This window comes from Variovorax sp. YR634, assembly GCF_900106655.1.
Taxonomy (GTDB): Bacteria; Pseudomonadota; Gammaproteobacteria; order Burkholderiales; family Burkholderiaceae_C; genus Variovorax.
In genome coordinates, this window is record NZ_FNOL01000028.1 from 61,592 (window position 1) to 75,800 (window position 14,209).

Here is a 14,209-nt window from a genome sequence, read left to right on the forward strand (position 1 = left end):
AATGAGTCGATTCCTCGGCGAGATCCGCCAGCTGGGCTATGTCGTGCACGACATCGAAGCCGCCATGGACTACTGGAGCACGAAGCTCGGTGTGGGCCCATGGTTCTACAACCCCAAGGTGCCCATCAAGAACTACCGCTACAACGGTGAGGCGCACGAGCCGCACAACTCGGTAGCACTGGCCAACTCGGGCTATGTGCAGGTCGAACTCATCCAGACGCGCAACGACGTGCCTTCGATGTACCGAGACTTCCTGCAGGCCGGCCGCACAGGGCTGCAGCACGTCGCCTACTGGACGGCCGACTACGACGCCGACCTCGCGCGCCTCACCAAGCAGGGCTTCAAGCCGGTGATGAGTGGCGAAGTGGGCGAGCGCGGGCGCTTCATCTACTTCGACACCGAGTACCACCCGGGCACCGTCATCGAGCTGTCGGAAGTCGCGGGCCCGAAGGGCAGGATGTTCGACCTGATCCGCAGCGCGTCGGAAGGCTGGGACGGCAGCGAGCCGGTGCGGCCCTTTCCCGACCTGAGCAAGCTGTGAGCGTGATGGCGCCTGAACGCATCCGCGCTCGCTATCTCATCGAGACGCCACTGGACCCGGCCGCCGTGGCCGAGGTGATGGCCGGCGAGCAATCGTGTGGCACCTTCACACGGGTTGAAGGCGAGACCGATGCGCTGCGCGAACGCGCACGCGCCACGGTCGAAGCGATCACCGAGCTGGCGCCAACCGAGACGCCGAGTCTGCCGAACGCCCTGCTCGAACGCAAAGGCACGCGCGGTCCGTGGCGGCGTGCGCATGTCGACATCGCGTTTCCAGTGGCGAACATCGGCGCCAACCTGCCGACCCTGGCCGCAACGGTGTCGGGCAACCTGTATGACCTGGGCGAAGTGACGGGGCTGCGGCTGGAATCGCTGCAGGTGCCCGCGAGCTATCGCGCTCAGTTCGAGATGCCGCGCGCCGGCATCGCCGGCACACGGCGCGCGACCGGTGTGGCGAGCGGCGCGCTGGTCGGCACCATCATCAAGCCGAACGTCGGCCTTTCCGCCGCGCAGACCGCCGACCTCGTCGGCCGGCTCTGTGCGGCAGGCGTCGACTTCATCAAGGACGACGAGGTGTGCGCCGACCCCGCACACGCCCCGCTGGCCGAGCGCGTGCCCGCCGTGATGGCTGTCGTGCGCGCGCACCAGCAGCGCACCGGCAAGCACGTGATGGTGGCCTTCAACATCACCGACGAGACCGACGCGATGAAGCGGCATGCCGATCTCGTCGAACGCGAAGGCGGCTCGTGCGTCATGGCCAGTCTCAACTGGTGCGGGCACTCGGGTATCCAGACGATGCGTCGGCACACCGGCCTTGCACTGCACGGCCACCGCAACGGCTACGGTGCGCTGTCGCGGCATCCGCTGCTGGGCATTTCGTTCCAGGCGTACCAGACGCTGTGGCGCCTGGCAGGCGTGGACCACATGCACGTTCACGGGCTGCAGGGCAAGTTCTCGCAGCCTGACAGCGAAGTGATCGAGTCGGCGCAGGACTGCTTCACACCGCTGACCGATGCGGCGGACGATCGCGTGATGCCGGCGTTTTCTTCGGGCCAATGGGCCGGCACCGTGCCTGCGACGTGGAAGGCCATCGGCAGCGACGACCTGCTCTTCATGGCCGGCGGCGGCATCCTCGCGCACCCCGGCGGCGCGGCGGCAGGCGTGACGAGCATCCGGCAAGCGTGGTCGGCCGCGCGGGCGGGCGTGTCGCTGGCGGATGCCGCCAGGGACCAGCCCGAGCTGGCCCACGCCCTCGCCTTCTTCGGCAAGCCATGAGGCCCCGCCCGCCGATCGTCTACTACGGCGACGATTTCACCGGCGCGACCGACACTCTCGGCACCGCGGCGCGCGCGGGACTGCGTGCACTGCTGTTCCTGAAGACGCCCGATGCCGCGCGGCTGGAGCGCACGGGGCCGCTCGACGTGCTGGGCATCGCGGGCGCGGCGCGCGCCATGACGCCCGAGGAAATGCAGGCCGAACTCCGCCCCGTGGCCACGCTGTTCCGCTCGCTCGGCGCGCGCGTGCTGCACTACAAGACCTGTTCGACCTTCGACAGCGCCCCGCACATCGGTTCGATCGGTGCGGCAGTGCGCGTGCTGCGCGCGGCGGTGCAGCAGCCATGGACCGCCATCGTCGGCGGGCAGCCCAACCTGGGCCGCTACTGCCTCTTCGGCAACCTGTTCGCTGCGGCGGGGAGCGGCGGCGAGGTCTTTCGCATCGACCGGCATCCAACGATGAGCCGGCATCCCGTCACGCCGATGGACGAGGCGGATCTGCGGCTGCACCTGGCAAAGCAGGGGCTGGCAGATGTGCGCTCCATGCCGTTCACCGCCGCATCGCGCGGCAGCGATTCGCTCGACACCGCGCTGCGACAGGCACTGCACTCGCCGCCAGCGGATGCAGTGCTTTTCGACGTGGCCGATGCGACGCAGCTGCGGGCCATCGGCGAAGTGCTGTGGGCCAGGGCGCAAAGCGCCACGCTGCTGGCTGCGGGGCCGAGCAGCGTGGTGGATGCGCTGGCAATGGCGCTGCCCTCGTCGCACAAGGAAGGCGGCAGTGCCCCGACGGCGCGGACCGCCGTGCCTCCGGCGAAGGGGCCGGTGCTGGTGCTTGCGGGAAGCCTGTCGCCTGTCACGGCGCGGCAGGTAGCGGCGGCGAAATCGTTCGATACCGTGTGGCTCGATGCGTCAGGAATCGCGCAGCGGGACGCAGCCACGCTGGAACGTCATGCTCGAGACATCGCGAACGGGCTCGTCAGCGGCCGCAACGTGCTGGCCTGCACCCGTCCCCCCAAGCCGCTGCCGCTCGAAAGAGGCATCGATCCCCAAGCCTTGGCGCGCGCTGGCGGCGATCTGCTCGCCAGAGTGCTGGCAATGGTGCCATTGCAACGCGTGGGCATTGCCGGGGGCGACACCTCGAGTCATGCAGTGCAGGCGCTCAATGCCTGGGGGCTTTCCTACGTGGCGGACGTGGGCGCCGGCACCTCGTTGTGTCGCGTGCACAGCGACGACGCCGCGCTCGACGGGTTGGAAATCATGCTCAAGGGTGGCCAGATGGGCTCGGACGACGTGTTCGAGCGTCTGGTGCGCGGCTCAGCCTAGACCTGGCTCCCGGCGTCCAATAGGCTGTCGCTTTGCGCATCCTATAAATGCGGGATCCCGAAGAAGCTCTCTTCAGGTCAACTGCGCCTTCGGGAAGTTTGACGGAAGCGAAGCAATGCCTAGACCCCCCATTCACAACGCAACGATCACCTTGAAGCTGCCATCCGACATGGAGACCAACGCCGAGATCAGGGCCTTGCGCGCCGCCGGCATACCGGTCGACGCGCTCGGCAACGCGGAGCGGGGCTTTCTTTTCGTGCGCTTCAGCGACGGGTGGAGAAACCACGCCAACATCTTCCGATGGTTCGCCGGTGACATCGGACAAGACCCTCGCAACAGCGGCATCAAGCCGGGTCCCCGGCGGCGCAGAGCGGCATTCTCAAGCTGCATGCCCAATCATCGCTAGACGCCCACCCGCCGATTGCCGCGGGCGCGCCTCAGACGGCGCCGTGGGCTTCAACGTAGAGCGCATAGAGCGAATGGCTGCTCGCCATGTAGAGGCGATTGCGCTTCGGGCCTCCGAATTCGAGATTCGGGCAGCGCTCGGGCAGGCGGATGAAGCCGATGGGCTTGCCCTGCGAATTGAAGATCTTCACGCCGTCCATCTCTTCCGACTTGCCTGTCGGCAGGTAAGCCTTCATGCCACCACCGATGTCGGTGGGTTCGGCCGCAACCGCGCCCGTGTAGCCCCACCCGCACCAAAGATTGCCGTCGCGGTCGACGCGAAAGCCGTCAAAAGCACCCGGCCCGTCGGCGTCGATCAGCTTGGTCTTGTTCGAAACGCCTGTGCCATCCGGTGATACGTCGTAGCTCCAGATGCTGCGGTTTGGCGTTCCCTTCCACTCGACGACATAGAGCTTCTTCTCGTCGGGCGAGAACGCCAGGCCGTTCGGATTGACGAGATCGGTGATCACCGCGGTGAGCTTGCCGTCCTTCGCGATGCGGTACACGTTGGTCGTCGCCTGCTCCGGCACCGCCTTGAAACCTTCCCACTCGCCGTTGATGCCGAAGGTGGGATCGGTGAACCAGACGGTGTCGTCCGACTTGACGACGACGTCATTCGGCGCGTTGAGACGCTTGCCTTCGTAGTTGTCGGCCAGCACCGTCATGCGCCCGTCCTTCTCGGTGCGGACCACGCGCCGCGTCACCGAGTGCTCGCAGGTGATCAGCCGCCCCTGCCGATCGCGCGTGTTGCCATTGGCATAGTTCACGTTGGTCTTGTGCACGGAGAACTTGCCGGTCTTCTCGTCGTACTTCATCAGCCGGTTGTTCGGAATGTCGCTCAGGAGCAGGTAGCCATGCTCGGGAAAGTAGACCGGGCCCTCGGCCCAACGCATGCCCGTGCCGAGCTGCTCCACCGTGCTGCTGTAGATCCGGTACTTGGCGAAGCTCGGATCGAGGATCATCACGGAGGGATCGGGGTAGCGCTGGTTGGGTTTGAAATCGAAAGCTTGCGCGCCGGCCAGGCCGCTGAGCGCCGCGGCCCCTGCGCCCGCAGCCGTCCTGAGCAACTGGCGTCGTCGATGGTTGATTTCGTTCTGCATCGGAGGTCTCCTCATGTGGTTGCGAAAACTCAATCGGCCACCGCGCCCGACTTCTTCACCAGCTCGGCCCAGCGCGGAATTTCCTTGGCCATGAAGTCACGCAGTTCTTCCGGCGTGCTGCCCACGATCTCCATCGCCAGCTGGTCCGAGAGCTTGGCCTGCACGTCGGGCTGCCTGAGCGCCTTCACGATCTCTGCATTGAGGCGCTGCACGATCGGCCTGGGCGTGCCCTTGGGCGCGTACACCGCCTGCCACGACGACATCTCGAAGCCGGGAATGCCCGACTCGATCATGGTCGGCAGCTCGGGCACCAGCGCGATGCGCTTGCCGGTGGTCACGGCCAGCAGCTTGAGCTTGCCGCTCTTGACCAGTGGCAGCGCGGCCGTCACCTGGTCGAACATGAAGGGCACCTGCCCTGCGGCCACGTCGGTCAGGGCCGGCGGCGTGCCCTTGTACGGCACGTGGGTGAGCTTCACGCCGATGAGGTCGGCGAACATCTCGCCGGCCAGGTGGGTGGAGGTGCCGGCACCGGAAGAGGCAAAGGTGCGCTTGCTTTCGTCCTTCTTCAGCAGGGCCACCAGTTCGGCCACCGAGTTCACGCCGAGTTGGCTATTGACGATCAGCACGTTGGGCAGGCGCGCGACCAGCGAGACGGGCTCGAAGTCCTTCATCGGGTCGTAGGTCAGCTTCTTGTACAGGCTGGCGTTGATCGCGTGCGTGCTGATGGTCCCGCCGAAGAGCGTGTAGCCGTCGGGTGCGGCCCTGGCCACGTAGGCGGCGCCGATGCCGCCGGCCTGGCCGGGCTTGTTGTCGACCACCACCGATTGCTTGAGGCTCTCGCCCAGCTTCTGGGCCAGCGTGCGGCCCACGATGTCGGTAGAGCCACCGGGGGTGAACGGCACCACGTAGACGATGGGCTTGGCAGCCGGCCATTCGGGGGTCTGGGCCAATGCGACAACGGGGGCGAGCGCGGCCGAAAGCAGCGCCGCAGCGAGGCGGATGAAACGCATGTCTTGTCTCCTTTGTTTTCTTGTCGATGGGCTCAGCGGCCCTTGGCCTGGCGCCAGGTTGCGAAGTCAGTGCGGCTTTGCTCGTCAGTGGGCGGATAGAGGCCGAGGATGGAACGACCTTCGAGCACCTTTTCCTGCACGAAGTCTTCGAAGACGGTCATCTCGGTCGCTTCGGCCGCGACCTCGTCGGCCATGTGGGCCGGTATGACGATCACGCCTTCGGCATCGCCCACGATCACGTCGCCCGGAAACACCGGCGCATCGCCGCAGCCGATGGGCACGTTGATGTCGATGGCCTGGTGCAGCGTGAGGTTGGTCGGCGCGCTGGGGCGATGGTGATAGGCCGCAAAGCCGAGCTTCGCGATGTCGGGACTGTCGCGAAAGCCGCCGTCGGTCACCACGCCGGCCACGCCGCGCTTCATCAGCCGCGTGACCAGGATGCCGCCAGCCGAGGCGGCGCGCGCATCCTTGCGGCTGTCGATGACCAGCACGGCGCCTTCGGGGCACTGCTCCACCGCCTTGCGCTGCGGATGGTCACGGTCGAGGAAGACGCTGATCGGGTTCAGGTCTTCGCGCGCCGGCATGTAGCGCAGCGTAAAGGCCTCGCCTACCATGTTGGGCAGGCCCGCGTTGAGCGGCCGCACGTCCTGGATGAACTGGTTGCGCAGGCCACGCTTGAATAAGGCCGTGCACAGGGTGGCGGTGCTCACCTTCATGAGCAGCTCGCGGGTGGCTGGATTCACGTGTCGTCTCCGTTCCTGAAATGAAATGGGATATGAATTGGGGTTGAAAGGCGAATCAGAAGATGTCGGGCTCTGGCACAGGCTTGCCGAAGCTGGTCTCCAGGAAGTCGAAGTCGCAGCCTTCGTTGGCCTGCTTGATGTGGCGGCCGAACATCCATCCGTAGCCGCGCTCGTAGCGCGGCGGCGGCGGTGTCCACCGGGCCTTGCGGAGGGTGAGTTCCTCGTCACTGATGTCGAGGTGGATGCGCCGTGCGGGCACGTCCACGGTGATGCGGTCACCGGTCTGCACCAATGCGAGCGGCCCGCCGATGGCCGCCTCGGGCGAACAGTGCAGCAGGCAGCCGCCGTAGCTGGTGCCGCTCATGCGCGCGTCGGACAGGCGCAGCATGTCTTTCACGCCCTGCTTCAGGAGCTTGGTCGGAATCGGCAACATGCCCCACTCCGGCATGCCGGCACCGCGCGGGCCGGCGTTGCGCAGCACGAGGATGTCGTCGCCCGTCACGTCCAGGTCAGGGTCTTCCACCGCCTTCTTGAGCGCGGGGTAGTCGTCGAACACCAGCGCACGGCCGCTGTGCTGCAGCAGGTGTGGCGCGCAGGCGCTGGGCTTGATCACCACGCCGTCGGGAGCCAGGTTGCCGCGCAAGACGGCCAGCGCGCCTTCGGCATAGATGGGGTTGGCAAGCGGCCGGATGACGTCGTCGTTGTAGACCTCGGCGCCTTCGATGTTCTCGCCGAGCGTGCGGCCATTGACGGTGCGCGCGTCGGTCCGCAGGTGGCCGCGGATGCGCTCCAGCATCGCAGGCAGGCCGCCGGCATAGAAGAAGTCTTCCATCAGGTAGGTGTCGCCGCTGGGCCGGATGTTGGCGATGACGGGCACGCGGCGGCTGACGGCATCGAAGTCGTCGAGGCTCACTGCATGGCCGGCGCGGCGTGACATCGCGATCAGGTGCACGACGGCATTGGTGCTGCAGCCCATGGCCATCGCGCAGGCGATGCCGTTCTCGAAGTTGGCGCGCGTGAGCATCTTCGCGGGCGTGAGGTCTTCCCACACCATCTCGACAATGCGGCGGCCGCAGTCGGCGCTCATGCGGATGTGGTTGGCGTCCGCCGCGGGAATGCTGGAGGCCCCCGGCAAGCTCAGGCCCACCGCCTCGGCAATGCCCATCATGGTGGCGGCCGTGCCCATGGTCATGCAGGTGCCGTGGCTGCGGGCGATGCCGGCCTCCATCTCGGACCAGGCCTGCTCGCCCAGCCGGCCGGCGCGGCGCTCGTCCCAGTACTTGAAGGCATCGGAACCGGAGCCCAGCACCTTGCCCTTCCAGTTGCCGCGCAGCATGGGGCCGGCCGGCAGGTAGATGAAGGGAATGTCCATGCTGAGTGCGCCCATCACGAGGCCGGGCGTGGTCTTGTCGCAGCCTCCCATCAGCACCGCCCCGTCTATCGGGTGGCTGCGCAGCAGCTCTTCCGTTTCCATCGCGAGGAAGTTGCGGTAGAGCATGGTGGTGGGCTTGACCATGCTTTCCGAAAGCGAAATGGCCGGAAGCTCGAGCGGGAATCCACCCGCCTGCAGCACGCCCCGCTTGACGTCTTCCACGCGTTGCTTGAAGTGCGCGTGGCACTGGTTGGCGTCGCTCCAGGTGTTGACGATGGCGATGACCGGCTTGCCCATCCAGTCCGCATAGCTGTAGCCCATCTGCAGCACGCGCGAGCGGTGGCCGAAGGAGCGGAAGTCGTCGGGCGCGAACCAGCGGGCGCTGCGAAGGGATTCGTAGGGGCGTTTCATCAGGGTTGTCTCCAGGGCGCGCTGCACCATGAGTGCCGCCTCGCCGATCGCAATCCGGAAATTAAAACACTAATATATCAGTCGGGTCAATGACACAATCGGCAGCGATGAGCGCCCCTCCCAAGATCCGACTTGACCGTACCCGCCTGGCCGCGCCCCAGGTGCTGGAAAAACTGCGCGAGGCCATCCTCTCGCTGGAACTGGCGCCCGGTACCGTGCTGGTGCGGCAGGAACTGGCCGACCGTTTTGGCGTGAGCCAGACGCCGGTGCGCGAAGCGCTGCTGCGCCTGAGCGAAGAAGCACTGGTGGACGTGTTTCCGCAGCATGCGACGCTGGTCAGCCGCATCGACATCGCGGCGGCGCGCGAAGCACATTTCCTGCGCCGCTCCATCGAACTGGAACTGGTGCACCAGCTGGCACAGCAGGAGTCAGCCGGGCTGGTCGCGCAGCTGAAAGCCATCATCGCCCAGCAGGCAGCGCTGTCGGCGGGGCAGCGCTACGGAGACTTCGTCGACGCCGATCGCGCGTTCCATCGCCTGATGTACGAAGCCGGCAACGTCCTTGGCCTGTGGGATCTTGTGGGCCGCGTATCCGGGCACGTCGACCGGCTGCGTCGCCTGCACCTGCCTACCGCCGGCAAGACCGAGGCGATCCTGCGCGACCACCGCGCCATCGTGCGCGCCATCGAGGCACAGGACCCGGCCGCCGCCCAGGCCGCGCTTCGCAAGCATCTGTCGGGCACGCTCAGTGCGGTGAACGAGATCTGCCGGCAGTACCCCAACTACGTGCTCGCCTGAACCTTTGGATGCTCGACTTCGGCGAGCCCCTCCCCCGTTCAGAAATCGAACCGCAACGCGCTCGATGCGACTACGGCTCGGACCTGTGCAATCGCATCGACACCGAGAACCGCCCGGCCGGATGGACCGACACTGACACTTCGAAGGTCTGCCCGTCCGCATCCATGTAGCGCCGCACGATCTTCAGCGCAGCCGCACCTTGCTCGATGCGCAGAGCCTTCGCCATCGCTGCATCCTTGACGGTGTCGGCCCGTACATCCTGGTGGATTTCGGCGATCTGCCGCCCATAGCGCTCGGCAATCAGTGAGCTGACGAGGGTGTCGGGCGACTCCTGGACGAGTTCCCCGATTTCCGAATACGCAGGGTCGACATACACATCGGTCCATCCGATGGGGTCGCTCTCTCCGCTGCCGTCCAGGCGCAGGCTCGAGATACGCAGCCAGCGCACACCGGGCGCGCACCCCAGGTCCTTCGCCACCACGGCGGCAACGGCAACCTCCTCGATTGATTGCACCTGCCGCAAGTGCTCGGTGCCGAACTGCACGAGATCGTCCACCGACGCGAGCGAGGGGCGAAAGGTGTCGCGCGGCCTGGTCGCCTCGACGCGCGTTCCCACGTTCTTGCGGCGCGACACGAGGCCCAGGCGCTGAAGCTCGGCCAACGCTGCCCGTACGGTGTGCCGACTGGTCTTGTAGTGCTCGCAGAGTTCGAGCTCGGTCGGAAGCAGCGAGCCGACGACGAAATGACCGCTCGTGATGGCGTCGGTCAGGTGGCGCGAGATATCGCTGTGATGAGGCTTGGATGACGAAGACATGTTGCCCTCAAGGATCGCATTCATGGCGTCAAGGGTAAACCCCGATTCGTCAAATATGTTCGGACATATTAAAGTCAAATATGTCCGAACATATTTGCATTCACTGCTTCCACCTTCAACGGCTCCCATGAACAACACCCGCACCTCGATTCCGATGGCCAGTACCGTCGTCGACTCCATCCTGTTCCGCGATGCGTTCGGCACGCAGAAGATGCGGCAGCTCTTCTCGGACGGCGCGTTGATCCAGCGCTACATCGATGCCGAGATCGCGCTCGCCAGGGCCGAGGCGCGCGTCGGCGTGATTCCGGTTGAGGCGGCCGAGGTGATCGCGCGCGAATCGAAGCTCGAACGCATCGACTTCGAGCACATGCGCGAGGAAACCGACATCGTCGGCTACCCCATCCTGCCGCTGGTGCATCAGCTGGTCGGGATGTGCGGCGAGGCGGGCCGCTACGTGCACTGGGGCGCGACCACCCAGGACATCATGGACACCGCTGTAGCGCTCCAGGTGCGCGACGCGCTCGACAGCATCGACGCGGACATCCGCGAACTGCGCGGCATCCTGGCATCGCTCGCGAAAAAGCACCGCGATACGCCGATGGCCGGCCGCACTCATCTGCAGCAGGCGCTGCCCGTGACCTTCGGCTACAAGGTCGCGATCTGGCTGGCCATGTTCGACAGGCACCAGCAGCGCATCGCCCAGCTTCGGCCGCGCGTGGCGGTGGTCGAGTTCGCCGGTGCCGCGGGCACGCTCGCCTCGCTCGGCGACAAGGGCTTCGAAGTGCAGAAAGCGATGGCCGAGGAACTGAAACTGGGCGTGCCCGCCACCACCTGGCACGTGGCGCGCGACGGCTTTGCGGAGGCTGTGAACCTGCTTGCGCTCGTCACGGGCTCGCTGGGCAAGATCGCGCTCGACATCATGATCATGGCGTCGACGGAGTTCGCCGAGGTGTACGAACCCTTCGTCAAGGGGCGCGGTGCATCGAGCACGATGCCGCAGAAGCGCAACCCGATCTCCAGCGAGCTGATGCTGGCAGCCTCCAAGGCGGTGCGGCAGCACGCCGGGCTGATGGTCGATGCCATGGTGCAGGACTTCGAGCGCGCCACGGGCCCCTGGCATGCCGAATGGATCGCCATCCCCGAGAGCTTCATCCTGACTTCGGGCGCCTTGCATCAGGCCAAGTTCGCGCTGGGTGGCCTGATCGTGGACGAGGCACGCATGAAGCACAACCTGGGCATCAGCCGCGGCCTGATCGTGGCCGAGGCCGTGATGATGGGCATGGCCCCGCACATCGGCCGCCAGCAGGCGCACGACGTGGTCTACGACGCCTGCCGCGCCGTCAACGAGAACGGCGGCACGCTGGCGGAGGCCCTGTCCGCGCTGCCCGAGGTCACGAAGCACTTCGACCGCGCGGCCATCGACCGCATGACCGATCCGGCCAACTATCTCGGCCTCGCGCCGCAGATGGTGGACCGCGCCATCGCGCTGTCCGCCGAAGTCGCCGCCTGAGCCGCGACCAATCATCAACCCCGAGGAGACAAGACAGATGATCGACATCAAGAAGCTGACCGCCCGCGCCCTGCTGGCAGCGACGTTGGCAGTCGGCGCGCACGGCGCCTGCGCCCAGACCTACCCGGCGCGACCCGTGACCTGGATCGTGCCTTTCGCGGCAGGCGGCCCCACCGATGCGCTGGCGCGAACCATGGCGGAGAGAGTGGCACGCGAACTGGGCCAGCCGATCATCATCGACAACGCACCGGGCGCCGGCGGCACCGTGGGAGCTGCGAAGGCATCGCGCGCAGCGGCCGATGGCTACACCATGCTGGTCGGGCACATGGGCTACATGGGCGCCGCGCCCGCCCTCTACAAGAAGCTCGCCTACGACCCGGTCAGGGACTTCGCACCGGTGTTCCGCTTTCCTGATACGCCCCTGGTGTTGATGGTGCGCAAGGAGCACCCAGCGAAGGACATCAAGGCGCTGGTCGACTTCGGCAAGGCCAACCCGGACAAGCTCTTCATCAGCAATGCCGGTGTCGGCTCCAGCTCGCACCTCATCGCGGCCTTGTTCGCCGCCTCGGCCGGCATCCGGATCTCGCAGGTCCCCTACAAGGGCGCAGGGCCGGCGCTGATCGACGTGATCGGTGGGCAGGTCGACGGCATCTTCGACCAGACCAACACGGCCATGCCGCAGATCAAGGAGGCCAAGGTCCGCGCACTGGCCGTGACCTCCAAGGTCAGGCTTGCCCAACTGAAGGACGTACCCACGCTGAGCGAAACCGTGCTCCCGGGCTTCGAGGCTTCGACCTGGTACGGCATCTACGCGCCCAAGGGCACGCCGCAGGCGGTGCTCGACAAGGTGCAGCAGGCCTACTTGAAAGTGATGAGCGACAAGGCATTCACCGATCGTCTGGCCGAGCAGGCCATACAGATGCTGCCGCCGGAGCAGTACACAGGCGCCGCACTCGGCAAGCACACCGAAGCAGAGGTGGCACGCTGGAAGGCCGTGGCGGCCAAGGCCAGCATCTCGCTGGACTGATGCGATGACTGCCACGCGCATCGAGCACGATGCATTCGGGCCGGTCGAGATTCCGGCCGGCCGGTACTGGGGTGCGCAGACACAACGCGCCGCGGGCGTGTTCGACATCAGCACCGAGCGGTTTCCCGTCTGCCTGCTGCACGCGTTCGGACTCCAGAAGATCGCGGCAGCGCGGGCCAACGCACGCTGCCGCGCACTCGATGAGGCACTGGCCGAAAAGATCATTGCCGCCGCTGAAGAGCTTTCGCGCGGCCTGTTCGACGATCACTTCCCGCTCACGATCTGGCAGACCGGTTCGGGGACTCAGACGAACATGAATGCCAACGAGGTCATCGCGAACCGTGCCAATGAGCTGCTCGGGCAGGCACTCGGCACGAAGTCACCGGTGCATCCCAATGACCATGTGAACGCATCGCAATCGTCGAACGACAGCTTCCCGACCGTGATGCACATCGCGGCCGCAATAGAGTTGACCGGACGCCTGATCCCCTCGCTCGTCGTGCTGAAGGACGCGCTGGCGGAACGCGCGGGCGCCTTCGCCGATGCGGCCAAGGTTGCGCGCACGCACCTGATGGACGCCGTGCCGATGACGATGGGCCAGGCGTTCGAGGCGTTTGCATGGCAGCTGGGCAATGGAATTGCGCGACTGCAGGACGCCTTGCCGCGGCTCCTGGTCGTTGCCCAGGGCGGTACGGCGGCGGGAACCGGACTCAATGCGCCGCAGGATTTCGACGTTCTGTTCTGCGAAGAGATCGGCAAGCTCACGGGTCTCCAGTTCAAGCCGCATCCGTGCAAGTTCGAGGGCATGTCGGGCCACGAGGCGCTGGTGGAGCTGTCAGGGGCCTTGAACGTGATCGCAACATCGCTGATGAAGATCGCCAACGACATCCGCTGGATGGGATCGGGTCCGCGCTGCGGCATCGGCGAACTGGTGGTGCCCGATGACGGGTTGACCTCATCGATCATGCCCGGCAAGCGCAACCCGACCATCGCGGAGGTGGTGGCCCAGGCGGCCATGCAGGTTGTCGGAAATCACGTGACGGTGACGATGGCCGGCGCCTCGGGCAACTTCGAACTCAACGTGGCCAAGCCGGTGCTGATCCACAGCGTGCTTCAGTCCATGCGCGTGCTGGCGGACAGCTCGCGCGTCTTTGCGAACAAGCTGGTGGCCGGCCTGGACATCGATCGCGAGCGCCTCGCATCGAACCTGGGCAATGCGCTGCTGTCCGTGACGGCGCTCAACCCGGTGCTCGGCTACGACAAGGTGGCGCGCATCACGCGAACCGCCGTGGAGCGCCGCATTGCTCCACGCGAGGCAGCCATCGAACTGGGCTACTTGAGTGCCGAGGCGTACGACCGCCTGGTCGATCCGCTTCGCATGGCCAGAGGAAAAATCTAGCGCATTGGCGCGGGAGTGTGCGAGCCGCGGCCGCATCTTTCGGACGGCGCTAGTGCTTGCGCGCATCAACCCGATGATCTATCGCGCGCGCAGCCGCATCCAGCCGGGGACCAAGGGCTGGGACAAGGCGCTGCTTGCGGTCATCCTGCCGGCGATGGTGGCGATCATGCCCGTCGCGGCGCTCGCGTTGTTCTTCGGCATGGCGCCTGCGCTCGGCTCATTCTGGGCACTCGTCCCTGCCATGCTCGCCTCGGTGCTCCTGGTCCTGCGGACCTCCTGGGAAGATCGCCTGCTGCAGGCGGAGCTTTCCGGTTATGCGGGCTACGCCCGTCGCGTCCGCTGGAGGTTGAGGCTGTGTGGAAACAGCTGCATTGATGGGGCGCGCAAGATCCGTTGGGCCGGCGGACTCAGTTCCTACCGGAATTCTCGGCCGTCTCTACAA

General features: G+C 66.2%; 13 protein-coding genes and 1 pseudogene. 9 read left to right on the plus strand and 5 right to left on the minus strand.

Going from position 1 to position 14,209, the window contains the following annotated elements; genetic code table 11:
* The first annotated feature begins 1 nt into the window (after position 1).
* The 4 genes from BLV60_RS30355 to BLV60_RS30370 all read left to right on the plus strand — a co-directional run bounded on the left by BLV60_RS30355 (position 2) and on the right by BLV60_RS30370 (position 3,546).
* A complete protein-coding gene (locus tag BLV60_RS30355; RefSeq protein ID WP_093059021.1) occupies positions 2-541 on the plus strand; it encodes a VOC family protein in 540 nt (179 codons plus the stop codon).
* 5 nt (positions 542-546) lie between these two features.
* Positions 547-1,815 (plus strand): ribulose-bisphosphate carboxylase large subunit family protein, encoded by a 1,269-nt coding sequence (locus BLV60_RS30360; RefSeq protein ID WP_176929006.1) that lies wholly within the window; start codon positions 547-549, stop codon positions 1,813-1,815.
* Complete coding sequence (locus tag BLV60_RS30365) at positions 1,812-3,140, plus strand: four-carbon acid sugar kinase family protein (protein WP_093059022.1); 1,329 nt, start codon at positions 1,812-1,814, stop codon at positions 3,138-3,140. The genes BLV60_RS30360 and BLV60_RS30365 overlap by 4 nt, the downstream gene beginning before the upstream one ends.
* Positions 3,141-3,291: 151 nt before the next feature.
* Positions 3,292-3,546 carry a hypothetical protein gene (locus tag BLV60_RS30370; RefSeq protein WP_256216841.1) on the plus strand — a complete coding sequence of 85 codons (255 nt, stop codon included), beginning with the start codon at positions 3,292-3,294 and terminating at the stop codon, positions 3,544-3,546.
* A gap of 31 nt (positions 3,547-3,577) precedes the next feature.
* On the opposite strand, the gene BLV60_RS30375 is transcribed toward BLV60_RS30370, so the two are convergent.
* Genes BLV60_RS30375 through araD form a run of 4 tightly spaced genes read right to left on the minus strand, consistent with a single transcriptional unit; the run spans position 3,578 to position 8,220 of the window.
* A complete protein-coding gene (locus BLV60_RS30375; RefSeq protein ID WP_093059024.1) occupies positions 3,578-4,684 on the minus strand; it encodes an SMP-30/gluconolactonase/LRE family protein in 1,107 nt (368 codons plus the stop codon).
* Between the two features lie 29 nt (positions 4,685-4,713).
* On the minus strand, positions 4,714-5,694 hold the full coding sequence (locus BLV60_RS30380; protein WP_093059025.1) for a Bug family tripartite tricarboxylate transporter substrate binding protein: 981 nt from the start codon (positions 5,692-5,694) through the stop codon (positions 4,714-4,716).
* Between the two features lie 32 nt (positions 5,695-5,726).
* Positions 5,727-6,437 carry a ribonuclease activity regulator RraA gene (locus BLV60_RS30385; RefSeq protein ID WP_093059026.1) on the minus strand — a complete coding sequence of 237 codons (711 nt, stop codon included), beginning with the start codon at positions 6,435-6,437 and terminating at the stop codon, positions 5,727-5,729.
* Between the two features lie 55 nt (positions 6,438-6,492).
* Positions 6,493-8,220, minus strand: a complete 1,728-nt coding sequence (gene araD / locus BLV60_RS30390; RefSeq protein ID WP_093059036.1) for an L-arabinonate dehydratase — start codon at positions 8,218-8,220, stop codon at positions 6,493-6,495.
* Between the two features lie 107 nt (positions 8,221-8,327).
* Between araD and BLV60_RS30395 the strand changes: the two genes are divergently transcribed.
* On the plus strand, positions 8,328-9,017 hold the full coding sequence (locus BLV60_RS30395; protein WP_093059027.1) for a GntR family transcriptional regulator: 690 nt from the start codon (positions 8,328-8,330) through the stop codon (positions 9,015-9,017).
* 70 nt (positions 9,018-9,087) lie between these two features.
* Here the strand turns inward: BLV60_RS30395 and BLV60_RS30400 are convergent, their stop codons facing one another.
* Entirely contained in the window at positions 9,088-9,831 is a 744-nt protein-coding gene (locus BLV60_RS30400; protein WP_093059037.1) for a GntR family transcriptional regulator, read from the minus strand.
* A 127-nt stretch (positions 9,832-9,958) separates the two neighbouring features.
* Here BLV60_RS30400 and BLV60_RS30405 point away from each other — a divergent pair, with 127 nt between their 5' ends.
* The 4 genes and pseudogenes from BLV60_RS30405 to BLV60_RS30420 all read left to right on the plus strand — a co-directional run.
* On the plus strand, positions 9,959-11,341 hold the full coding sequence (locus tag BLV60_RS30405; RefSeq protein ID WP_256329644.1) for a class-II fumarase/aspartase family protein: 1,383 nt from the start codon (positions 9,959-9,961) through the stop codon (positions 11,339-11,341).
* Positions 11,342-11,378: 37 nt separating this feature from the next.
* Positions 11,379-12,368, plus strand: a complete 990-nt coding sequence (locus tag BLV60_RS30410) for a tripartite tricarboxylate transporter substrate binding protein BugD (protein ID WP_093059028.1) — start codon at positions 11,379-11,381, stop codon at positions 12,366-12,368.
* Positions 12,369-12,372: 4 nt separating this feature from the next.
* A complete protein-coding gene (locus BLV60_RS30415) occupies positions 12,373-13,767 on the plus strand; it encodes a class II fumarate hydratase (RefSeq protein WP_093059029.1) in 1,395 nt (464 codons plus the stop codon).
* 52 nt (positions 13,768-13,819) lie between these two features.
* Positions 13,820-14,209, plus strand: a pseudogene (locus BLV60_RS30420) (hypothetical protein); the annotation flags it as partial.